Genomic DNA, 22,438 nt, shown 5'->3' on the forward strand with positions numbered 1-22,438 from the left:
CTTAGCCCTTCACCGCTTTCACGATTTTCTCGGCGCCATCGCTCAGATCGTCGGCCGCGATCACGTTCAGGCCAGAGGTCGCGATGATCTCTTTGCCTTTCTCGACGTTGGTGCCTTCGAGACGCACAACCAGCGGCACCTCAAGGCCCACTTCCTTCACGGCTGCGATCACGCCTTCTGCGATCACGTCGCAGCGCATGATGCCGCCAAAGATGTTCACTAGGATGCCTTTGACGTTCTTGTCGGAGGTGATGATCTTGAACGCTTCGGTCACTTTCTCTTTGGTGGCGCCGCCGCCCACATCGAGGAAGTTCGCAGGCTCCGCGCCATACAGCTTGATGATGTCCATGGTGGCCATCGCCAGACCCGCGCCGTTCACCATGCAGCCGATCTCACCGTCGAGCGCGATGTAGTTCAGGTCGTACTTGGAGGCTTCGAGTTCCTTGGGGTCTTCTTCGGTCTCGTCGCGCAGGGCGGCGATGTCGGCGTGGCGGTAGATCGCGTTGCCGTCAAAACCGACCTTGGCGTCCAGCACCTTGAGGTCGCCCGCGTCGCTGACGATCAGCGGGTTGATCTCCAGCATCTCCATGTCCTTCTCGATGAAGGCTTGGTACAGCTGACCCATCAGCTTGACGCACTGCTTGACCTGCGCGCCCTCAAGGCCGAGCGAGAATGCAACGCGGCGGCCGTGGTAGGCCTGATAGCCGGTGGCCGGATCAACAGAGAAAGACAGGATCTTATCTGGCGTCTCGGCGGCGACCTCTTCGATGTCCATGCCGCCCTCGGTGGAGCACACGAACGACACGCGCGAGGTCACGCGGTCCACCAGCAGCGCCAGGTAAAGCTCGGTCTGAATGCCGGAGCCCGCCTCGATGTAGATGCGGTTCACTTTTTTGCCGGCCGGGCCGGTCTGGTGGGTCACAAGGGTGCGGCCCAGCATTTTCTTGGCTTCTTCGGCGGCTTCTTCGACCGATTTGGTCAGGCGCACGCCGCCTTTGTCACCGGCGTCGGCCTCGTTGAAAGAGCCCTTGCCGCGACCACCTGCGTGGATCTGGGCTTTCACGACCCAAAGCGGGCCGTCCAGCTCACCGGCTGCGGTTTTGGCTTCGTCGGCTTTCAGCACCACGCGCCCGTCGGAAACCGGAGCGCCGTAGCTGCGAAGGAGGGCCTTGGCCTGATATTCGTGGATGTTCATGAGAAACTGTCCCGTCTGGCTGCAATTGTCCCTTGCTAGTACGCCTATATCAAACAGGAGGTTAAAGGCTTTTCTGTTACGAGAGCGATAAATGATGAAGTTTTTCCGATTTTGTGATCACAGGGTTGAGGCGTGTGATCACATATCGAAAGCGACTAAATTTTAGCGATTCGCGCAATCCTTGGCGGCGCGTTTCGGCTTTGCTGCAGCGCGTCAAGAGCCTTCCAGCGACTGGAGGTCATTCTGTTTCATTCCGCATTCATGACCTTGTCCGAGGCTGAGCGGGCTGTCTTGGAGTGATCGGTAGCGGTGTGGGGGAGGCGCAAGTCTGACTATGGTCCACCGGGTGTGGGGCCGCTCTCACAAGGGGCCGATCCCGCCTTAGGTTTGCGGCAGGCGATAGACGTCGACCTCACGTTCGCAGGTCGGGTCGATTGTGCGGCGGTCAAACACCATGCCAAGCTTTTGCATGATACGTGCCGAGGCGCTGTTCCCGCGCTGAGTGATGCTCACGATATCTGTGAGCCCCAGTCTGTCCGTGCCAAAGGCCAATGCGGCCGCAGCCGCTTCGCTTGCGTAACCTTGCCCCCAGCTTGGTCTTGAGAACCGCCAGCCGATCTCGACGGCGGGCAAGACCTCCGGCAAGAAGTCGGGTCGCGAAAATCCGGTGAACCCGATCAGATCACCAGTTACCTTGGATTGAACAGCGAACAGTCCAAAGCCGCGCTCTGCCCATTGGGTCTGAAAGGATGTGATGTTGGCTGCCGCTTGGTCTGCCGTCCGGGTCGCGCCATTGCCGATGTAGCGCATGACCGCCGGATCACCGCAGATCGCTGCAAAAGGGGCGTGATCTTCGGGCGTCCAGCCTCGGAGCAGCAGGCGCGTTGTGTTGAGTTCGGGCGGTGTCATGGCGTGGTTTAAGCATGTAGAGCGACCGCAGCAAAGCGCGCAGTGCACACATGTCTTCAGGCGGGCGGTCTGGCGGCGCCGACATCTGCCATGAAACGAAAAAAGCGCCCCGTGTGGGACGCTTTTGGTTTTTGAAATATGTGCGGTGTTTACGCCAGCGAGCTGTCGATGCCCTTGCAGGCCTCGACGAGGCCTTTCACGGCTTTGACGGATGCATCGAACATTGTCTGTTCGTCCGCGTTCAGCTTGATGTCCACCACGCGCTCGATACCACCAGCACCGATCACGGTGGGCACGCCGACATACATGCCGTTGAGGCCCAGTGCACCGTCCACATATGCGGCGCAGGGCAGCACGCGCTTCTGGTCTTTCAGGTAGGCTTCGGCCATCTCGACCGCCGAGGTTGCCGGGGCGTAGAAGGCAGAGCCGGTTTTCAGCAGGCCAACGATTTCTGCGCCACCATCACGGGTGCGCTGCACGATGGCGTCCAGCTTGTCTTGTGTGGTCCAGCCCATCTGCACCAGGTCGGGGAGCGGGATGCCGGCGACGGTGGAGTAGCGCACCGACGGCACCATGGTATCGCCGTGACCGCCCAGAACAAATGCGGTGACGTCTTTCATGGAGACTTTGAATTCCTCGGCGAGGAAGTGACGGAAGCGTGCGGAATCCAGCACACCTGCCATGCCGCAGACTTTTTCATGCGGCAGGCCGGAGAATTCGCGCAGCGCCCAGACCATCGCATCGAGCGGGTTGGTGATGCAGATCACAAAGGCGTTCGGCGCGTTGTCGCGGATGCCTTCGCCGACGGATTTCATCACCTTGAGGTTGATGCCCAGCAGGTCGTCGCGGGACATGCCCGGCTTGCGCGGAACACCTGCGGTGACGATGCAAACGTCGGCGTCTGCGATATCTGCGTAGTCCTGCGTGCCCTTCAGGCTGGCGTCAAAGCCCTCGGAAGGACCGGATTCGGCAATGTCCAGCGCTTTGCCTTCAGGGGTACCTTCGGCAATGTCGAACAATACGACGTCGCCAAGTTCCTTGAGGGCTACGAGATGCGCGAGGGTGCCACCGATCTGACCTGCGCCGATAAGGGCGATTTTGGGTCGTGCCATGGGATAATCTCTCCGGTCCGGTTGATTTCTGACCAGATGCCTAAGACGTTCGGTTCCGCTTCGCAAGTGTTCTGCGTTGCAGCATCCGCGCGGTCTGAGCCTGTTTTACGTTCGTTTGCGACAATCCTTGCAGTTTTAGCGAAGGATGCTTTGGATATTGAACAGGCATGCACGTCTCGCACGCCGGTTCGGTATTGCCGTGACCGTGGCCTGCGGAGCGGATGTCAGCAGTCATTTCCTGCGGTTGCCGGTCCGGCAGAGACGTGGACCGGCGAATCAGATTGCGCGAACAGGGTGCGATGCTGTTTGCGGCGCAGGCCGGTGCATTTCGATGCCCGCCTTCAGCCAGCCTGGGCCCCGGATATCCAGGGGCCCGGATATGCGCCGGGTGTCCTGCGGGACGGGACGCGATAGATCAGGCGTCAGTGTCCATCACGGGCAGCGCTTCGGCCAGGATTTCGTAGGACTGTCCGGAGGCCACGAGGCAGGTCATGCCGTTCGGATTGGTGACAGTAATCGTCCAGGACCCCGTCTCGTCAGAGGCAAAGGTCTCCATGACCATGCCCTGTTGCCCCATGCCGATGCTCTGGCGGCTTTCGCCATACTTCTCGGCCAGGCGCTGAACGACCATATCGCGCGGTGCGCAATTCTGGCTTTGAGCGGCCGCCATCTGGGTGGTCAGCACAAGGGCGAGGCCCGCGGAGAGTTTCAACAGCGTCTTCTTCATAGGTTTTACCCCTTTCGGAACGGCGTCCCCAGCAGGGGGCCGAATGGGCACCCCGGTGACCTGGGGTGGACCGGTTTTGGTGACGAAATCATGACGACGAACCCAAGGTTCGCGGGGCGCCAGATGGTAACAGTCTTCGGAAAGAGGGCGCCGGTAGGACTCAGAGTGCCATAGAGGTCCAAAGAACTGGTTAATCGCGCGTTCTCTCGTGAAATCAAAGGTTTGAAAATGTGAATGATGGAGGGTGATGGATGATTTCTGCATTGCGGCGAGATATAGCTTGAAATCAAAAGCATGTGATTGTAGCGATTTGGGTAATATTATGTCCCACTCAATCCTCTTGGAGGCTGCCCCCATGGACCCGCGCTCCCGCCCCTGTCGTTCTGTTCTCTACATCCCCGGCTCCAAGCCGCGCGCGTTGGACAAGGCCCGTACTCTGCCCGTTGATGCGATCATCTTTGATCTCGAGGATGCGGTGTCGGTGGAGGAAAAAGACAATGCGCGTGCCACGCTGGCAGAGGCGCTGACGCAGGGTGGCTATGGGCCGCGGCTGAAGATCGTGCGGATCAACGGGCTCGACACCGCATGGGGGCGTGCGGATGCAGAGGCGGCGGCTCATATGGGATGTGACGCGATCCTCTTGCCGAAGGTGTCTTCGCCGGCTGATCTGGACGCGCTGGCAGAGATCACGGGTGACGTGCCGCTCTGGGCGATGATGGAAACGCCGCGCGGCATGCTGAACGCGGGCGCCATCGCCGCACACCCCAGGCTGCAGGGCATGGTGATGGGCACCAATGATCTGGCCAAGGACATGCAGACCCGGTACCGCGCCGACCGCCTGCCGCTGATGCCGGGCCTCGGGCTGTGCCTCCTGGCGGCCAAGGCCGAGGGCAAGGTGATCGTCGACGGGGTCTACAACGCCTTCAAGGATGACGCGGGGCTGGCGATTGAATGTGAGCAGGGCCGCGACATGGGCTTTGACGGCAAGACATTGATCCACCCGGCGCAGGTGGACGTTGCCAATGCCGCCTTTGCCCCCTCAGAAGCGGAACTGGATCTGGCTCGCCGTCAGATCGCCGCGTTCGAGGCCGCAGAGGCCGCGGGCCAAGGGGTCGCCGTGGTAGAGGGCAAGATCGTCGAGAACCTGCATGTGGTGACCGCACGTGAAATCATCGCGAAAGCGGATGCAATTGCCCGGATCTCCGGCTAGTCGTTGAGGCAAGCACCCGTCTGACGTTGGAGAAAGACATGGCACTTCTGATATTTGGCATCATCCTGTGGTGGGCCGCCCACCTGTTCAAACGCCTCGCCCCGGCGCAGCGCGAACGCCTCGGCACGAAGGGCAAGGGGCTGGTGGCGCTGGCTCTGCTGGCAAGCGTCGTGCTGATGGTGATCGGCTATCGCGGCACGGAGTACATCCACGTCTGGGCACCGCCGTCCTTCCTGGTGCATGTGAACAATTCCCTGATGGTGCTGGCGCTGTTCTTTACCAGCCCCGGACCGCGCAAGGGGCGGCTGTTTCGCAAGATGCGCCACCCGATGCTGTTCGGCTTCTCGCTCTGGGCGGTGGCACACCTGCTGGTCAACGGCGATCTGGCCTCTGTCATCCTGTTCGGCGGTCTGCTGGTCTGGGCCGGGGTCGAGGTTCTGGCGATCAATCGCGCCGAGCCCGAGTGGAAACCGGGCCCCAAGGGCACCACTGGCAAGGGGCTGATGTTCCTGGCGATTTCCATCCTGCTGGTCGGTGTGATCGGCTATATTCACGGGCTCATCGGGCCCTCACCATTTCCGGGGTAAGACATGAAACTTTATCGATTCCTGAGCGAGGATGACACGTCGGCCTTCTGTCACAAGGTGACGGATGCGTTGAACAAGGGCTGGGAGCTATACGGCAGCCCGACCCAGACCTTTGACCCGGTCAAGGGCATCATGCGCTGCGGCCAGTCGGTGGTGAAAGAGGTGGACGGCACCTACACCCCGGACACCAAACTGGGAGCGCACTGACATGGCCAAGACCAACCGCGGGCGTTTCTTCGAGGACTACAGGCTGGGTGAGGTGATCCGCCACGCGGTGCCACGCACCGTCTCGGGCGGCGAACGGGCGCTCTATCATGCGCTCTACCCGGCGCGGCATGCGCTCTATTCCTCGGATGAATTTGCCCGCGCGGTTGGTCTTGGTCACGACAAGGGCGCGCCGCTGGACGATCTGGCGGCGTTCCATATCGTCTTTGGCAAGACGGTACCGGATATCTCGCTCAATGCGGTGGCCAATCTGGGCTACGCCGAGGGGCGCTGGCATCTGCCGGTCTACGCAGGCGATACGCTGCGCGCCGAGAGCAAGGTGATCGGCCTCAAGCAGAACTCCAACGGCAAGACCGGGGTGGTCTGGGTGCGCACGCGGGGGCTCAACCAACACGATGACTGCGTGCTGGAGTATGTGCGCTGGGTCATGGTCCGTAAGGGCAACCCGGAGGCAGAGGCGCCCGAAACCCATGTGCCGGAGTTGCAGCCGGTGTTGACGGCGGATGACCTTGCCCTGCCTGCGGGGTTGGATTTTTCGACTTATGATTTTGAACTGGCGGGCGAGCCGCATCGCTGGGGCGACTATGCCATCGGCGAGCAGATCGACCACGTCGATGGCGTCACGGTAGAGGAGGCCGAGCATATGCTGGCCACCCGCCTGTGGCAGAACACCGCCAAGGTGCATTTCGACAGCACCGCGCGCCCTGATGGCACACGGCTGATCTATGGCGGTCATGTGATCTCCATGGCGCGGGCGCTGTCGTTTAACGGGCTGGCCAATGCGCAGATGATCGTCGGGCTCAATGGCGGCGCGCATGCAAACCCCTGCCTGTCGGGCACCACCATACGGGCCTGGTCCGAGGTGCTGGACAAGGCGCAGACCGCAGCGCCCGGGGTGGGGGCCATCCGGTTGCGGCTGGTGGCGACCTCGGGTGGCGCGCCGTTCCAGCTGAAGGGCGAGGACGGGAAATACCTGCCGGAGGTTCTGCTGGACCTCGATTACTGGGCCTTGATGCCCCTGTAGCCGGCGGGGCCGCCCCGTCCCTTCGGGGCGTTTGGCTCTCATCGCCGCATCTTGGTGGTTCAAGACTGCAAAGCTTGGGTCTGGCGTGGTGACATCTGCGCGAGGCTGCAGTCGCAGCATGGCTTTGATCTTGCCGGGAGGTCCGCGTCGCCGCAGTCTTTACCTCATGCGTCGCCTGTTAGTCACAGCTCTGTGTGGTCTTTGTAGCCTGATACCGGGTGGCCTGCGCGCGTGTGACCTGGCGCTGGTATTGGCCGTGGATGTGTCCGGATCCGTCGATCCAAAGGAATATCGGTTGCAGATGGACGGGCTGGCGCGCGCACTGCGGGATCCCCTGATCAGCGAAGCGCTGGTGCAGGCCCGTGCCGAAGTGGCCCTGGTGCAATGGAGCGGCACATCACGGCAGGTGGTGTCGGTGCCCTGGACCTCAATCCCTGATTTCGCCGCGCTGGATGCCTTTACGCAGGCGGTGGAGGACACCTCGCGTAAATGGCGCAATTACTCGACCGCGATCGGCGAGCTGTTGGGGTATGTTCTGCCAATGTTTGACGCGGTGCCGTCCTGTCAGCGTCGTGTGGTGGATGTTTCGGGCGATGGCCCGTCAAACGAGGGGATCAACCCGGAGACGCTGCGGTCGCGGCTGACTGCTGCTGGTGTCACCGTGAATGCCATCGCGATCGAGGCCAGCGAGGAGGATCTGGCCGCCTATTTCTTTGAGCATGTGATCCACGGTCCGGGCGCCTTTGTGGTCTATGCGGCGCGTTTCGAAGACTACCCGGAACAGATCCGCAAGAAGCTGCTGCGCGAAGTCGTGAAGCAGACAGCAACCCTTTCGCGCTAAAAGCACATGCGACTCACTGAGGGTTTGCGAGTTTGTTTCTGACTATTCCGCTAGGGATACAGTTTGTGATCACAGCGATCTGGCTTGTGATCACAAGGTGAAGAAATTGCAACAAACTGCGACGATAACAGGTGATTTTTACCACTCGTTTGCGTGACAGTGCGCAAAAATAAGCTAAAACGAGACCAGCTAACCGGAAAGGAGCCAACATGGCCGATGTCAATCGGGGCAATCGCCCGCTTTCGCCGCATTTGACCATCTACCGCCCGCAGCTCACCTCCCTGTCGTCAATCATGGTGCGTATCACCGGGATTGCGATGCTGGGGGCCTCGCTGCTCGTGGTGTGGTGGCTGCTTGCCGCTGCAACCTCCGAGAGCGCCTTTGCCTTCATCGACGGGCTGTTGCGCAGTGTGCTGGGCAATATCGTCCTGCTCGCGGCGACTTGGGCGATCTTCTATCACATGCTGGGCCGTCTGCGCCACGTGGTCTGGGACTTCGGCTACTGCCTCGAGGTCGCGATCTCGGAGAAGATGGGCATTGGCATGTTCGTCGGTGCAACCATCCTGACCGTCCTTGTGGCGATCGTGGTGTAAGGAGCAGAGACATGAATTATCTGACCGACCGCAAACGTGCCGAAGGGCTTGGTGCAGGACGTGCGGGCACGCATCATCACTGGCAGATGATGGTCAGCTCCATCCTTCTGGTGGTGCTGGTTCCGGCCTTCGTGATCACCTTTGGCCTTGGCCTCGGTGGCACCTACGAAGAGGTGCTGGCCTACTACGGACGCCCTGTCCCGGCGATCATCACCGGCCTGACCCTGGTCGTGGGCATTGTCCACCTGATGCGCGAAACATTGGTCGCGGTTGAGGACTACATGCACGGGCTCGCCGAAAAGCTGACGCTGATTGCAGTGTCGGCCTTTTCCTACACGATGATTGCCGCGGGGCTCTTTGCCCTCGTCAAACTCGCCCTGTGATCCGGCGGTAAGGAACAAAGACGATGACAGCAGCATATGAATATGAAACCCACGATTATGACGTGGTGGTTGTCGGTGCTGGTGGCGCAGGTCTGCGCGCCACGCTCGGCATGGCAGAACAAGGCCTGCGTACGGCCTGTGTGACCAAGGTGTTCCCGACCCGCTCGCACACGGTTGCGGCGCAGGGTGGTATCGCGGCGTCGCTGGGCAATATGGGCCCGGACAGCTGGCAGTGGCACATGTATGACACCGTCAAAGGCTCCGACTGGCTCGGTGATACCGACGCGATGGAATACCTCGCGCGCGAGGCCCCCAAGGCGGTCTACGAGCTGGAGCACTACGGCGTGCCGTTCTCGCGGACCGAAGAGGGTAAGATCTATCAGCGCCCCTTTGGCGGCCACACCACCGAGTTTGGCGACGGCCCGCCGGTGCAGCGCACCTGTGCCGCGGCTGACCGGACCGGCCACGCGATCCTGCATACGCTCTACGGTCAGAGCCTGAAGAACAACGCCGAATTCTACGTCGAGTATTTCGCCATCGACCTGATCATGTCCGACGATGGACAGTGTCAGGGTGTGGTGTGCTGGAAGCTTGATGACGGCACCATGCATGTGTTCAACGCCAAGATGGTGGTGCTGGCGACCGGCGGTTATGGCCGCGCCTATTTCTCCGCGACCTCCGCCCATACCTGCACCGGCGACGGTGGCGGCATGGTGGCGCGCGCAGGCCTGCCGCTGCAGGACATGGAATTCGTGCAGTTTCACCCCACCGGCATCTACGGTTCCGGCTGTCTGATTACCGAGGGCGCACGCGGCGAAGGCGGTTACCTGACCAACTCCGAAGGCGAGCGGTTCATGGAGCGCTATGCGCCCAACTACAAGGACCTCGCACCGCGCGACTATGTCTCGCGCTCGATGACCATGGAAATCCGCGAAGGCCGCGGTGTGGGCGCAGACGGCGATCACATCCACCTGAACCTCAGCCACCTGCCCGCCGAGGCACTGGCAGAGCGTTTGCCGGGGATTTCCGAGTCTGCAAAGATCTTTGCGGGCGTGGACGTCAATAAGGAGCCGATCCCGGTTCTGCCCACCGTGCACTACAACATGGGCGGCATTCCCACCAACTACTGGGGCGAAGTGCTGAACCCGACCGAAGACAACCCGACCGGCGTTGTTCCGGGCCTGATGGCCGTGGGCGAGGCGGGCTGTGCCTCTGTGCATGGTGCCAACCGTCTGGGCTCCAACTCGCTGATCGACCTGGTGGTCTTTGGCCGCGCGTCGGCTATTCGTGCGGGCAAGGTGGTGGACCCTGAGGCGCCGAACCCGGTGCTCAACCAGGCCTCCATCGACAAGGCGTTTGATCGCTTTGATGGTTTGCGCAACGCCAAGGGCGGCACGCCGACGGCGGAGCTGCGTCTGGAAATGCAGCGCACCATGCAGGCGGATGCCGCGGTGTTCCGCACCGACAAGACCTTGAAGGAAGGCGTCGAGAAAATGGGCGCGATTGCGGCCAAGCTCGACGATCTCCATGTCACCGATACCTCGCTGGTGTGGAACTCCGACCTGATGGAGACGCTGGAGCTGACCAACCTGATGCCCAATGCGCTGGCGACCATCGTCGGGGCCGAGGCCCGCAAGGAAAGCCGCGGCGCGCATGCGCATGAGGATTACTCCACTCGCGATGACGAGAACTGGCGCGTGCACACCGTGGCCCGTGTCGAGGGCAACGAGACCACGCTCAGCTTCCGTCCGGTCATCACCGATCCGCTGACCAGCGAAGGCGAGGGCGGTATCAGCCTGGAGACCATCGCGCCCAAGGCCCGGACCTTCTAAATGAGCTCTGCGCCTCCCCGGATCTTATGCGTCGGCACGCATCACAAGACGGGCACCGTCTGGATGCGGCGTGTCTGGCGTTTGATCGGGGAGGCGCTCGATATTCCTTTTGTGCCGGTGCATAACCCGGCGAAATGGGACAAAATTCCCGCAACCGGTCGGGTCATTGTGGTGAACTGGGCCAGTGCCTTTGCGCCGGACTTGTTCGAGCAGCCGGATGCACGGTTCTTGCATATCATTCGCGACCCGCGTGATGTTCTGCTGTCTGGTGCGCGCTATCATGAGAACAGCCCCGGTCGGCAGGAACGGTTTCTGCATGGCCCCCGCGACGATCTGGGCGGCAAGAGCTATCAGCAGCACCTGCAGGCCTTGCCCACGCAGGAGTCAAAGCTGGATTTCGAGATGCAGAACATGCATCTGCAGGTCGTGAAAGAAATGCTGGCCTGGCCCTATGGGCATGCCCGCGCCATGGACCTGCGCTACGAGGATCTGATCGAGGACCACGACTGCGCGCTGTTCATCGGCGTGCTGCGGTTCTTCGGCTTCGATCAGGCCGAGATCGAGGTGGCCCGGCAGATCTACTACGACAATTCGCTCTTTGGTGGCCTGTCCCCCGACGGCGGCACCGGGCGTACGGCAACGCATGTGTCCTCGGGCAAGGCGGAGCAATGGCCTGCGAAACTGCCGCGACACACCGCGGAGCGCTATCTGGAGCGTCACGGCGATGACCTCATCGCGCTGGGATATGAACGCGACACCTCCTGGTTGGCGCGCATTGCGCCTGCGGAGCAGACCACCAGCGATGATGGCGACGGCCTGACAGCACCACAGCAAAGCGAGAATGTCGCATGAGCGTTGCTGTTGCACTGATCTCTGCGCCGCGCCGATGTGGCCCTGCCGCGTTTCATCAGCCTGCCGGATTTCGACAGGGAGGCCTTGATGTGACCTCCCGTCCCAAACCTATGCGCAAGTCTTGCGCCAGAAATGACGCCCGGAGCATTCCGGGTCCAGCCCTCTACCCGTCCGTGCTGCCGCTGGCAGCGGCGTCGGGCAGCTAAGCAAGGAGACACGATCATGGTCGAATTCGCACTTCCGAAAAACTCCAGGATCACCACGGGTAAAACGTGGCCCAAGCCCGAAGGCGCGACCAATGTCCGCAAGTTCCAGATCTATCGCTGGAACCCGGATGACGGGAAGACGCCGCAGGTCGACACCTATTTCCTGGACATGGACAAATGCGGTCCCATGGTTCTGGACGCGCTGATCAAGATCAAGAACGAGATTGATCCGACGCTCACCTTCCGCCGGTCCTGCCGCGAGGGCATTTGTGGCTCCTGTGCGATGAACATCGACGGCATCAACACGCTGGCCTGTATCTATGGCCTCGATGAGGTGAAGGGCGATGTGAAGATCTACCCGCTGCCGCATATGTCGGTGGTGAAGGATCTGATCCCGGACCTTACGCATTTCTATGCCCAGCATGCCTCGATCATGCCGTGGCTGGAGACCAAGACCAACCGCCCCGCGAAGGAGTGGAAACAGTCGATCGAGGACCGCAAGAAGCTTGATGGTCTGTATGAATGCGTGATGTGCGCGTCCTGTTCGACCGCGTGCCCGAGCTACTGGTGGAACGGCGACCGCTACCTCGGCCCCGCAGCGCTGCTGCACGCCTACCGCTGGATCATCGACAGCCGTGACGAGGCCACGGGCGAGCGTCTCGATCAGCTGGAAGATCCGTTCAAGCTTTATCGCTGCCACACCATTATGAACTGCGCCAAGACCTGCCCGAAGGGTCTGAACCCCGCCAAGGCGATCGCGCATATCAAGGAAATGATGGTCGAGCGCACCGTTTGATCTGAACGGTTTGATCCGAACAGTTTGGTGTGTGCCGCAAGGCCACGTGATTCGCCCCGTAGCCGATTGGCTGCGGGGTTTTCTTTTGCGCTCTGATATGCAGAGCAACCGTCAGCGGCCCCCGTGTCTGGGGGGCGGTGTAGCCCCTCCTGTGGGGAGGGGCAGGGGGCTGTTCGGCCTGTCGGCCAAGCGGGGCCTCCTCGTCGATATCAAAAATAGGCGGCCGCCCATTGGGGCGGAGGATCGGATGGGGGATGAACCCCATGCCCGAAAATGAGCTCGGATCGGACCCAGCCTGCACCCAATGAGGGGGTGGTCTTTGGCGGGCCGGTCTCCTGTGGTCAGTGTGTCGCGACGGCAGCAGTCTCGCACAGTGACCTGAAATCACCGTCAACCACGCGCCCGCCGGGGGCGCAACATGGGCGTGATCGGCAAGGGCAGAGTGGCGGGTCGATCAAAGGGTTGAGACCTGCGATGGGTGCTTGCAGAAAGCGCATAGCGTCGTTGCAAAACTGTAGGATGCGGCAGTGCAGCATCGGGCATAGATTATGGCCCGAGGGAGGCGATGACACTGATATGATGAGACACATCCGATGACCGACCTGATTTCCATTCCGCAGATCCCCTCCGAAGCCGCCGTTGCCGCGCCTGTTGATGCGCTTGCCGTGCTGGACGAGGCCTGGGCCTACTACACCCCCGAAGCGCCCGTCGTGACCAGAGAGATCGAAGCCCAGGACGCTGTGTTCGCCTACTATGAGGCCGCCTGAGCGCGCGCCGACGAACTGATGCGGCGTTGCGCTTGAACCGCGCGACGCCACTGGATAGATGCAGGTCATGCCGGTTCTCCTGATCCTCCTGCTGCTGGGCACGCTGACCTACCTGTACTGGCAGCGAAAAACCACCACGCTGACCCGTGACTGCCGCTGGCGGCGCAACCGCAGTTCTGATGGCTGGCACTGTGCCTATTGCGGTGCGGTAGAGGCAGGCGAGGGCGCCCCAGTCGATTGCAAACGGGACCAGCCCCGCCGCTGACGCAGCCGGTTTGCAGGCGACAGGATTCGTGGGTTTTTGAATACGACCCTGTCCCTGATCTGCCATGCACAAAACAGATATCTTACTTGCAGAAATTGGTGCTTGATCGACTCGGGTTTTTGCCTGATACGCGCGCTCAAGACGCCAACGCACGCGCCTCTGTCGAAAGGGTTCAGATCCCTAGGGTTACGTAGCGACGGTAACGTCTCTGATGGAACTGAGCGGTCATATATGGCCGGGTCTTTTGGAGATGACCATGAATGTAAATGTGACCGGACCGGATGTCCGCGACGACGCGCACCCTGTCCCCCGCCACCTCACCTACATTGCCAACACCTGTTTTGAGCGCCCGACGCTGGTCATCGACAGCGAGTCGGTGGCGCGTCAGTACATGGGGCTTGCCCGTGGTCTGGGCCGTGCCCGCATCCACTACGCGGTGAAGGCCAACCCGGCGCCTGAGATCCTGCGCCGGCTGTGCGCGCTGGGCTCGAACTTTGATGCCGCCAGCCGCGCCGAGATCGAGATGTGCCGCGCCGCCGGGGCCGCCGCCCATCGCATCACATTCGGCAATACCATCAAGAAGCCCGCCGACATTGCCTTTGCCCATGGGCTGGGCATCACCCACTACGCTGCCGATGCGGTGGAAGAGCTGGAAAAGCTGGCCGAACATGCGCCCGGCGCCCATATCTGCATTCGCATTCTGGTCGAGAGCTCCTCTGCCGACTGGCCGCTGAGCCGCAAGTTTGGCTGCGCGCCGGAGATGGCGGTGGCGCTGATGGACCGCTGCGTGGCGTTGGGGCTGGTGCCGCATGGGCTGTCGTTCCATGTCGGCTCGCAGACTCGCCAGCCGGAGATGTGGGAGCCGATCCTCGATCAGGTGGCGGATGTCTGGCAGGGCGCGCGCGCGGCGGGGCATGATCTGAAGCTGTTGAACATCGGTGGCGGATTTCCGGCGGGCTACCGCAGCGCGGTGATGGCGCCACAGGACTATGCCGCCGCGGTGATGACACGCGTGAATGCGCGCTTTCCCGATGCCGCAGAGGTCATGGCAGAGCCGGGACGGGGGCTGGTGGCCGAGGCGGGTGCCATTGCCGCCGAGGTGATGCTGGTGTCGCGCAAGCACGACAGCGACCTGCACCGCTGGGTTTATCTCGATATCGGCAAGTTCTCCGGTCTGGCCGAAACCATGGACGAGGCGATCCGCTACAGGATCACCACCGACCGGGATCACGAGACGATGGGCGCCTGCGTGCTGGCTGGCCCCTCCTGCGACAGCGTCGATGTGCTCTATGAAAAGCAGCCGGTGCAGCTGCCGCTGGGACTGAAATCCGGGGACCGCGTGGTGATCCATTCCTGCGGAGCCTATACGTCGACCTATGCCACGGTCGGCTTCAACGGGTTTCCGCCGTTGGATGTGGTGGTGATCTGACCCAAGCAATTTGAATTGGCTTGAAAAAACCGCGTCGGGATCTCGTCCCGGCGCGGTTCATCTGTTTGACAGGGCAGGGTGACAGCAGGTTAATGGCCGCTGATGACCTCAGACGCTTTTTGGCTGAGGACAGCGCCCGACCGGGTGGGGCAAAGCCCCTGCCTTGGGGGCGAGCGGGGGCTGTCCGGTCTGTCGACCGGACACTGGGATTGCGTCTGATCCCATGGCCTTTTCCAGGACCGAAACGCAGGGAGACCACCAAAGAATGTCCGACGCCCATTTCCCCATTCCTCACGATGCAGAGGCCCGCCGTGCCGTACCACCGGTGATCTGCTACCCCAACGAGACTCTGCCGACACCGGACCTGGACCTTTTTCACAGCGCGCGGGTGGGCGCGGAAAAGATCGCCGAGGTCACCGTGCCCCCGCGCGAAGCCGCCACCTTCGAGGTCGCCGCTGGGCAGTTTTTCCGCATCTCCTCTATCGAGGGGCCGCAGGTGGGGGACCTGAACCTGTGGAACCGCAGTGATATTTCCGAGCGGTTTTTCTCCGGCAAGACCCGCGCCCTGCATGGCACCCATGTCACCACCGGCGAACGTTTGTGGTCGAACCTGCCGTCTATGCGGCCGATCGCGACGATCATTGCCGACACGCTGGAATGGTACGGGATCGACGCCTATGGCGGCTCCGTACATGACGTGATCGGCACGCGGTGCGATCCCTACACCGGCAACCTGTTGCAGAGCAGCCAGTACCATCACTGCTGCCATTCCAATCTGACACGGGCGCTGGCGGATCACCTCGGGGTGTCGCTGGCGGAGGCGGAGCCGCATGTGCATGATGTGCTCAACGTCTTCATGTGCACCGGCTTCACCCGGGACACTGGCCAGTATTTCATGAAAGCCAGCCCGGTGCGCCCCGGGGACTATCTGGAATTTTTTGCCGAAATTGACCTATTGGGCGCGATGAGTGCCTGTCCGGGGGGCGATTGCTCGGCAGAGCATTCCAGCGATAGCGCCGCGTGTCATCCGATGCTGGTGGAGGTCTTCGCCCCAACGGCGGGCGCGCTGGACGGTTGGCAGAGCCCACCGTTGAATGGCTATGACCGCAGTCACGGGCGCTGAGATGTGAAAAAGGGCCGCCCGGAGGGGCGGCCCTTTTGATTCTGTGTCCGGCAGGGGCTGGTGAGTGGAGCAGCCCCGGTCCGGCTATCAGGCAAAGGCGGCGGCGAGGGCGATTTCAACCATTTCGCCAAAGCTGCGTTCGCGGTCTTCGGACGGAAGCGCCTCGCCGGTCTGCAAGTGATCAGAAACGGTCAGCACGGCAAGCGCGCGACGTTGATACCGCGCAGCCAATGTGTAGAGCTCTGCCGCTTCCATTTCGACGCCGAGGATACCATGGCGAACCATCTGTTCGTTGAGGTCAGGTCGTTCGTCATAGAACACGTCGGAGGAGTAGATCCCGCCCACATGCGGGGTGAGACCCTGTGCCTCGGCGGCCTGCACCGCATTGCGCGTCAAAGACCAATCGGCTGTCGGCGCAAAGTTCACGTCCTTGAAAATGGTGCTGGAGGGCGTGTTCACGCTGGTTGCCGACATTGCGATAATGACATCGCGCACCTTTACGTGCGGTTGCATGCCCCCACAGGATCCGATGCGGATCAGGGTTTGTGCATCAAAATCCCGGATCAATTCGTTGGCGTAGATCGACAGGGACGGCATTCCCATGCCGCTGCCCTGTATCGAAACCCGATGTCCATTCCATGTCCCGGTAAACCCGAGCATGCCGCGGACTTCGTTGACAAGGCGCACATCGCTCAGAAACGTTTCCGCCGCCCATTTCGCGCGGTAAGGATCCCCGGGCATGAGGACGGTTTCGGCGAAATCGCCTTTCTCTGCTCCAATATGAACTGTCACTTATTAATACCTCGGATCAGATTTCGAGGTCGGAAATGTCGACACCATTTTTGAGTGCAGCGTGGACCCAATGCGGTTTGCGGCCACGGCCTGTCCATGTTTCGTCTGGATTTTCCGGATTACGGTATTTCGGACTTGCTTTGGATTTACGCACAGCACCCTTTGCCGGGTTGGCGAAAACTTCATCCAGAGAGAATCCGTATTCTGCGGCTGCTTGTTCCGCAGCTTTCAAGGCTTCGGTGCGTTCGCGCACTTCGGCATCTTTCAGTGCTTTTTCAACATCTTTATGCAGTTGAAGCAGCTCTTTTCGGGACATTTCGGTGAGGTCGATGGACATAGTGTTACTCCGTAGAATTCAGCCACGGCAAAAATTCCGGGCTGATGACCCTATTAGCCCGAAATTAGGATGCTGTTCAGCATCTATTTTTCATTAACTGTATTTTTTGGCGAAATTCAGCGTAGCGAATTAAACTGATGTGTCTGTTTTCGCAAGTTCAACGATATCCTGCATGATCGCGTTCAGCTCGAAGTTCTTTGGCGTGTAGACCCGCGCGACGCCCATCTGCAAAAGCATTTCTGCGTCAACATCCGGTATAATTCCCCCTACAATAACCGGGATATTTTCCAATCCGGCGTCGCGAAGTTGCGTCAGGGTGTCTTTCACCAGCGGCAAATGACTGCCGGACAGAATCGAAAGACCGACAACATGGGCCTCTTCCTGACGCGCAGACGCGACAAGCTCCTGCGGGGTGAGGCGAATGCCGTCATATGTAATGTCCATTCCGCAATCGCGGGCGCGAAACGCAATTTGCTCTGCGCCATTGGAATGACCGTCCAGGCCGGGCTTTCCAACCACGAATTTCAATCTGCGCCCCAATTGATCGGAGACCGCGTTGACCGCTTCGCGCAACTCGTCCAAGCCTTCGGTCTTGTTCGAGATCGAGGCTGAAACGCCGGTGGGGCCGCGATAGGTGCCATAGACCTTGCGCATCTCTTCCGCCCATTCGCCGGTGGTGACGCCCGCCTTGGCGGCCTGCACGGAGGCGGGCATGATGTTATCGCCGTCTCGCGCAGCTTGGCGCAGCGCCGCGAGGGCGGCGGCCACCTCTGCCGAGTCGCGGCTTGCGCGCCAGGCGTTCAGACGTGCGATCTGGTCGGCCTCGGCAGCGGGATCGGCGGTCATGATGCCGCCATCCTCGGTCTGCAGCGGCGAGGGCTCGCCCTCGGTCCATTTGTTGACGCCGACCACCACGGTCTCGTTGCGTTCGATCCGGTTCAGCCGTTCGGCGTTGGAGTCCACCAGCCGCGATTTCATGTATTCGATCGAGGCCACCGCGCCGCCCATGCTGTCGAGCGTCGCCAGTTCCGCACGGGCGCCCTCCTTCAGGGCTTCGACCTTGGCATCGACCACCGGGTTGCCATCAAAGAGGTCGCCGTATTCCAGGAGGTCGGTCTCATAGGCCAGGATCTGCTGCATGCGCATCGACCATTGCTGGTCCCAGGGGCGCGGCAGGCCGAGCGCCTCGTTCCAGGCCGGCAGCTGCACCGCGCGGGCGCGGGCGTTTTTCGACAGGGTTACGGCAAGCATCTCGATCAGGATGCGGTAGACGTTGTTTTCCGGCTGCTGCTCGGTGAGGCCCAGCGAGTTCACCTGCACGCCGTAGCGAAAGCGGCGGAACTTCGGATCCTCGACACCGTAGCGGGTGCGGCAGATCTCGTCCCAGAGGTCGACAAAGGCGCGCATCTTGCACATCTCGGTCACGAACCGGATGCCGGCATTGACGAAGAAGGAGATGCGGCCGACCAGCGCCGGGAAATCCTCCGCCGGGACACGGGGCTGCAGCTCGTCCAGCACCGCCTGCGCGGTGGCCAATGCAAAGGCCAACTCCTGCTCGGGCGTCGCGCCCGCCTCCTGCAGGTGGTAGGAACAGATGTTCATCGGGTTCCACTTTGGCACGTTCTCGTAGCAGTATTCCGCCACATCCGCGATCATCTTGAGGCTGGGGGCAGGGGGGCAGATATAGGTGCCGCGGCTGAGGTATTCCTTGATCAGGTCGTTTTGCACCGTACCCTGAAGTTTGGAGACGTCGGCGCCCTGTTCCTCGGCCACTGCAATATAAAGGCTCAGAAGCCAGGGCGCGGTGGCATTGATCGTCATCGAGGTGTTCATCTGTTCCAGCGGAATCTGATCGAACAGGCTGCGCATGTCGCCCAGATGGCCGACCGGCACGCCGACCTTGCCCACCTCGCCACGCGCCAGAACGTGGTCGCTGTCATAGCCGGTCTGGGTCGGCAGGTCGAAGGCCACCGACAGGCCGGTCTGCCCCTTGGCAAGGTTGGCGCGATAGAGCGCATTGGAGGCCGAGGCGGTGGAGTGGCCTGCGTAGGTGCGGATCAGCCAAGGCCGATCCCGGCTGGGAGCCTCTGGGCGATTGTTCTGCATCTGCGACATGGCGAGCCTCATGAATCACGTTTGAGTAATTTTGTTTCGTCATGTGGATGTAAACTGGAATTATGCAACCTTGTCAATTCGCCGCGTTGCGGCAATTTCTGCGCTGCGACTTTTGCACCTGCAGAAGGCGCGCAGTTCCAGTTGTGTCGCGGCGCGTGCAGGGTAAGACTGCGGGCATGACGCAGACCGTGGAACTTCCTCTTTGGGCCTTTGTGCTGATCCTGCTGTTCGCGGCGGTCACCTTTGCCTCGCATTTCCTGTTTCCCTCGGTGCGCTGGTTCTTCCGGCGGCGGTTGGAGCGGGCGGTGGCGCAGCTCAACCAGCGGCTGGAGCGGCCGATCGAACCGTTCAAGCTGGCGCGGCGTTACGACATGATCCAGAGGCTGATCTATGATCCGCAGGTGGCGCAGGCGGTGTCGGACCACGCGGCGGCGCACGGCATCCCGGAGAACGTCGCGTTCGAGGACGCCCGCCGTTATGCGCGCGAGATCGTGCCGTCGTTTTCCGCCTTCACCTATTTCAGCTTTGCCATCCGGGCGGCGCGGCTGTTGTCGAATGCGATCTATCGGGTGCGGCTGGGCAGCTATGACGAGGGTCTGCTGAAGGCGATCGACCGCGACGCCACCGTTGTGTTCGTGATGAACCACCGCTCCAACATGGACTACGTGCTGGTGACCTATCTGGTCGCCAAACGCTCGGCCCTGTCCTACGCGGTGGGGGAATGGGCGCGGGTCTGGCCGCTGAGCCTGTTGATCCGTGCGATGGGGGCCTATTTCATCCGTCGCAAATCGCAAAACGGGCTCTACCGGTCGGTGCTGGCGGCCTATGTGCGGCTGGCGACGCGGGCGGGGGTGACGCAGGCGATGTTCCCCGAAGGCGGCCTCAGCCTGACAGGCGCGCTGGCGCCACCGAAGCACGGGCTGTTGAAATATATCGTCGATGGCAGCGCCGAGGTGAGCAAGGATGTGGTCTTTGTGCCGGTGGCGCTGAACTACGACCGGGTGCTGGAGGACAAGATCCTGACCAAGGCCGCCCGCACAGGAGAGCGGCGCTTTCGGGCCCGGATCGGCGCGGTGATGCTGCGGCTCCTGCGCCATTTGTGGTTGTGGATGACCGGGCGCTACCAGCACGCCGGTCAGGCCGCGGTGAGCTTTGGCCGCCCGCTCAGCGTCAGCGAATTGCCTGCGGGCGAGGGGCAGGACCGGGCGCGGATACTCTCTGCCGAATTGATGCGCCGCATCGGCGAAGTTGTTCCCGTACTGCCGGTGCCGATGGTCAGCTACCTGTTGTTACAGCGGGGCGCGATGAGCGAGGCCGCGCTGGTGCAGGCGCTTGCGGAGACCGTGGCGCGGATGCCGCAGGCCTCCATCCATATGCCGGAGCATGCGCATGGGGCCGCGGTGCAGAGCGCGGTGATGCAAATGCGCCGCCGTGGGCTGATCCGCACCACGGGCGGCGTCATCACCCCGGAGCTGAGCCAGATCGACCTGTTGCGGTTCTACGCCAATTCCATCGCTCATCTGGTGCCCATCGCGCTGGAACCGCCATCGGATCCCGGCGAGAGTTCTGCGAGTGCGAAGGAAAATGCTGCATCCGCTGGGTCATAAAATTACAAATAGTACACAAATGGGGTTGCTATATTACTCAGTCGTTTTTACTCCTTAGGAGAGACGGCACGATTCTGCATCGCAGAATGCTTGCGCCGATATAGATCCAGACCAAGGGAGGCCGGCATGGCTTTGGACACGCAGGACGGCATCATGACCTACGACGCACCGCAGAAAGACCTCTATGAAATGGGGGAAATCCCCCCGATGGGCTATGTGCCTCAGAAGATGTACGCTTGGGCGATCCGCAAGGAACGCCATGGCGAGCCGGATACGGCGATGCAGCAGGAAGTGGTGGATGTGCCTGCGCTCGACAGCAACGACGTGCTGGTTCTGGTGATGGCGGCGGGCGTGAACTACAACGGCGTCTGGGCCGCGTTGGGTCAGCCGATCAGCCCCTTTGATGGCCACAAGGCCCCCTATCACATCGCTGGATCGGACGCCTCGGGCATCGTCTGGGCGGTGGGCGACAAGGTGAAACGCTGGAAGGTCGGCGATGAGGTGGTGATCCACTGCAACCAGGATGATGGCGATGACGAGGAATGCAACGGCGGCGACCCGATGTATTCCACCAGCCAGCGGATTTGGGGCTACGAGACGCCCGATGGGTCGTTCAGCCAGTTCACCCGGGTGCAGAGCCAGCAGCTGATGCCGCGGCCCAAGCATCTGACCTGGGAGGAAAGCGCCTGCTACACGCTGACGCTGGCCACCGCCTACCGGATGCTGTTCGGCCATGAACCGCATGACCTGAAGCCGGGCCAGAACGTGCTGGTCTGGGGCGCCTCCGGCGGGCTGGGCTCCTACGCGATCCAGCTGATCAACACCGCCGGGGCCAATGCCATCGGGGTGATCTCGGACGAAAGCAAACGCGAGTTTGTGATGTCGCTGGGCGCCAAGGGGGTGCTGAACCGCCGTGACTTTAACTGCTGGGGGCAATTGCCCACCGTGAACACCCCGGAATACGCCGAATGGTTCACCGAGGCGCGCAAGTTCGGCAAGGCGATCTGGGAAATCACCGGCAAGGGCAACAACGTCGACATGGTGTTCGAACACCCGGGCGAGGCAACCTTTCCGGTCTCCACCTTCGTGGTGAAGAAGGGCGGCATGGTGGTGATCTGCGCCGGCACCTCCGGGTTCAACTGCACCTTCGACGTGCGCTATATGTGGATGCATCAGAAGCGCCTGCAGGGGTCGCATTTTGCCCATCTGAAGCAAGCCTCGGCGGCCAACAAGCTGATGATCGAGCGGCGTCTGGATCCCTGCATGTCCGAGGTCTTCACCTGGAAGGACCTGCCGGCGGCCCATATGAAAATGCTGCGCAACGAGCACAAGCCCGGCAATATGTCGGTGTTGGTTCAGGCCCCGAAGACCGGGTTGCGCACGCTGGAAGAGGTCATCCACGGCTGAGACGCCACAGGTTTAAACGCAATTGCCTGCATGTCACTCGACCGCCTCGCGGTCGGGTGATTTGTGCTATCTTAATACGATCTGATTAGGCTGGTCGGAGCGTT

At 61.5% G+C, this 22,438-nt stretch carries 23 protein-coding genes; 16 read left to right on the top strand and 7 right to left on the bottom strand.

Annotated elements, in window-relative coordinates:
* Window position 1: 1 nt before the first annotated feature.
* The 4 genes from sucC to CLV89_RS01210 all read right to left on the bottom strand — a co-directional run bounded on the left by sucC (window position 2) and on the right by CLV89_RS01210 (window position 3,943).
* Complete coding sequence (gene sucC, locus CLV89_RS01195; protein ID WP_106161705.1) at window positions 2–1,195, bottom strand: ADP-forming succinate--CoA ligase subunit beta; 1,194 nt, start codon at window positions 1,193–1,195, stop codon at window positions 2–4.
* 381 nt (window positions 1,196–1,576) lie between these two features.
* Window positions 1,577–2,104: a GNAT family N-acetyltransferase gene (locus CLV89_RS01200; RefSeq protein WP_106161707.1), complete on the bottom strand. Its 528-nt coding sequence runs from the start codon at window positions 2,102–2,104 to the stop codon at window positions 1,577–1,579.
* A gap of 149 nt (window positions 2,105–2,253) precedes the next feature.
* Window positions 2,254–3,216, bottom strand: a complete 963-nt coding sequence (gene mdh, locus CLV89_RS01205; RefSeq protein WP_106161709.1) for a malate dehydrogenase — start codon at window positions 3,214–3,216, stop codon at window positions 2,254–2,256.
* A gap of 415 nt (window positions 3,217–3,631) precedes the next feature.
* Window positions 3,632–3,943 (bottom strand): hypothetical protein, encoded by a 312-nt coding sequence (locus CLV89_RS01210; protein ID WP_106161711.1) that lies wholly within the window; start codon window positions 3,941–3,943, stop codon window positions 3,632–3,634.
* Window positions 3,944–4,298: 355 nt separating this feature from the next.
* Here CLV89_RS01210 and CLV89_RS01215 point away from each other — a divergent pair, with 355 nt between their 5' ends.
* The 14 genes from CLV89_RS01215 to CLV89_RS01280 all read left to right on the top strand — a co-directional run bounded on the left by CLV89_RS01215 (window position 4,299) and on the right by CLV89_RS01280 (window position 16,076).
* Entirely contained in the window at window positions 4,299–5,153 is an 855-nt protein-coding gene (locus tag CLV89_RS01215; RefSeq protein WP_106161713.1) for an HpcH/HpaI aldolase/citrate lyase family protein, read from the top strand.
* Between the two features lie 38 nt (window positions 5,154–5,191).
* Window positions 5,192–5,740, top strand: coding sequence for an NnrU family protein (locus tag CLV89_RS01220; protein ID WP_106161715.1), 549 nt, complete (start codon window positions 5,192–5,194; stop codon window positions 5,738–5,740).
* Between the two features lie 3 nt (window positions 5,741–5,743).
* Complete coding sequence (locus CLV89_RS01225; RefSeq protein WP_011537137.1) at window positions 5,744–5,947, top strand: DUF1737 domain-containing protein; 204 nt, start codon at window positions 5,744–5,746, stop codon at window positions 5,945–5,947.
* A 1-nt stretch (window position 5,948) separates the two neighbouring features.
* Window positions 5,949–6,989, top strand: coding sequence for a MaoC family dehydratase (locus tag CLV89_RS01230; protein WP_106161717.1), 1,041 nt, complete (start codon window positions 5,949–5,951; stop codon window positions 6,987–6,989).
* A 118-nt stretch (window positions 6,990–7,107) separates the two neighbouring features.
* A complete protein-coding gene (locus CLV89_RS01235) occupies window positions 7,108–7,830 on the top strand; it encodes a DUF1194 domain-containing protein (protein ID WP_243394902.1) in 723 nt (240 codons plus the stop codon).
* Between the two features lie 209 nt (window positions 7,831–8,039).
* The gene (gene sdhC / locus CLV89_RS01240; protein WP_106161721.1) at window positions 8,040–8,423 is read left to right on the top strand and encodes a succinate dehydrogenase, cytochrome b556 subunit; all 384 of its coding nucleotides are present in this window, start codon (window positions 8,040–8,042) and stop codon (window positions 8,421–8,423) included.
* A gap of 11 nt (window positions 8,424–8,434) precedes the next feature.
* Window positions 8,435–8,806 carry a succinate dehydrogenase, hydrophobic membrane anchor protein gene (locus tag CLV89_RS01245; protein WP_106161723.1) on the top strand — a complete coding sequence of 124 codons (372 nt, stop codon included), beginning with the start codon at window positions 8,435–8,437 and terminating at the stop codon, window positions 8,804–8,806.
* 23 nt (window positions 8,807–8,829) lie between these two features.
* Window positions 8,830–10,638, top strand: a complete 1,809-nt coding sequence (gene sdhA / locus CLV89_RS01250; protein ID WP_106161725.1) for a succinate dehydrogenase flavoprotein subunit — start codon at window positions 8,830–8,832, stop codon at window positions 10,636–10,638.
* Complete coding sequence (locus tag CLV89_RS01255) at window positions 10,639–11,490, top strand: hypothetical protein (RefSeq protein WP_207796866.1); 852 nt, start codon at window positions 10,639–10,641, stop codon at window positions 11,488–11,490. It begins immediately after the preceding gene.
* Window positions 11,491–11,712: 222 nt separating this feature from the next.
* Complete coding sequence (locus CLV89_RS01260; protein WP_106161727.1) at window positions 11,713–12,492, top strand: succinate dehydrogenase iron-sulfur subunit; 780 nt, start codon at window positions 11,713–11,715, stop codon at window positions 12,490–12,492.
* Between the two features lie 593 nt (window positions 12,493–13,085).
* Window positions 13,086–13,259: a hypothetical protein gene (locus CLV89_RS22550; RefSeq protein WP_165798074.1), complete on the top strand. Its 174-nt coding sequence runs from the start codon at window positions 13,086–13,088 to the stop codon at window positions 13,257–13,259.
* 67 nt (window positions 13,260–13,326) lie between these two features.
* Complete coding sequence (locus CLV89_RS01270) at window positions 13,327–13,524, top strand: hypothetical protein (RefSeq protein WP_106162299.1); 198 nt, start codon at window positions 13,327–13,329, stop codon at window positions 13,522–13,524.
* 211 nt (window positions 13,525–13,735) lie between these two features.
* Window positions 13,736–14,953 (top strand): type III PLP-dependent enzyme, encoded by a 1,218-nt coding sequence (locus CLV89_RS01275; RefSeq protein WP_106161729.1) that lies wholly within the window; start codon window positions 13,736–13,738, stop codon window positions 14,951–14,953.
* Window positions 14,954–15,218: 265 nt separating this feature from the next.
* Complete coding sequence (locus CLV89_RS01280; protein ID WP_106161731.1) at window positions 15,219–16,076, top strand: urea carboxylase-associated family protein; 858 nt, start codon at window positions 15,219–15,221, stop codon at window positions 16,074–16,076.
* Window positions 16,077–16,163: 87 nt separating this feature from the next.
* Here the strand turns inward: CLV89_RS01280 and deoD are convergent, their stop codons facing one another.
* The 3 genes from deoD to CLV89_RS01295 form a co-directional block, all read right to left on the bottom strand.
* Window positions 16,164–16,868: a purine-nucleoside phosphorylase gene (deoD, locus tag CLV89_RS01285; protein ID WP_106161733.1), complete on the bottom strand. Its 705-nt coding sequence runs from the start codon at window positions 16,866–16,868 to the stop codon at window positions 16,164–16,166.
* Window positions 16,869–16,884: 16 nt separating this feature from the next.
* Entirely contained in the window at window positions 16,885–17,205 is a 321-nt protein-coding gene (locus CLV89_RS01290; protein ID WP_106161735.1) for an H-NS histone family protein, read from the bottom strand.
* A gap of 129 nt (window positions 17,206–17,334) precedes the next feature.
* Window positions 17,335–19,320 (bottom strand): protein meaA, encoded by a 1,986-nt coding sequence (locus CLV89_RS01295; protein ID WP_106161737.1) that lies wholly within the window; start codon window positions 19,318–19,320, stop codon window positions 17,335–17,337.
* Window positions 19,321–19,496: 176 nt separating this feature from the next.
* Between CLV89_RS01295 and CLV89_RS01300 the strand changes: the two genes are divergently transcribed.
* Together CLV89_RS01300 and ccrA are read left to right on the top strand one after the other, a co-directional pair.
* Window positions 19,497–20,927, top strand: coding sequence for a 1-acyl-sn-glycerol-3-phosphate acyltransferase (locus tag CLV89_RS01300; protein WP_106161739.1), 1,431 nt, complete (start codon window positions 19,497–19,499; stop codon window positions 20,925–20,927).
* 126 nt (window positions 20,928–21,053) lie between these two features.
* The gene (gene ccrA, locus CLV89_RS01305; protein ID WP_106161741.1) at window positions 21,054–22,334 is read left to right on the top strand and encodes a crotonyl-CoA carboxylase/reductase; all 1,281 of its coding nucleotides are present in this window, start codon (window positions 21,054–21,056) and stop codon (window positions 22,332–22,334) included.
* Window positions 22,335–22,438 lie beyond the last annotated feature (104 nt).

Origin of the sequence: Tritonibacter scottomollicae (assembly GCF_003003215.1) — a bacterium.
Taxonomy (GTDB): domain Bacteria; phylum Pseudomonadota; class Alphaproteobacteria; order Rhodobacterales; family Rhodobacteraceae; genus Epibacterium; species Epibacterium scottomollicae.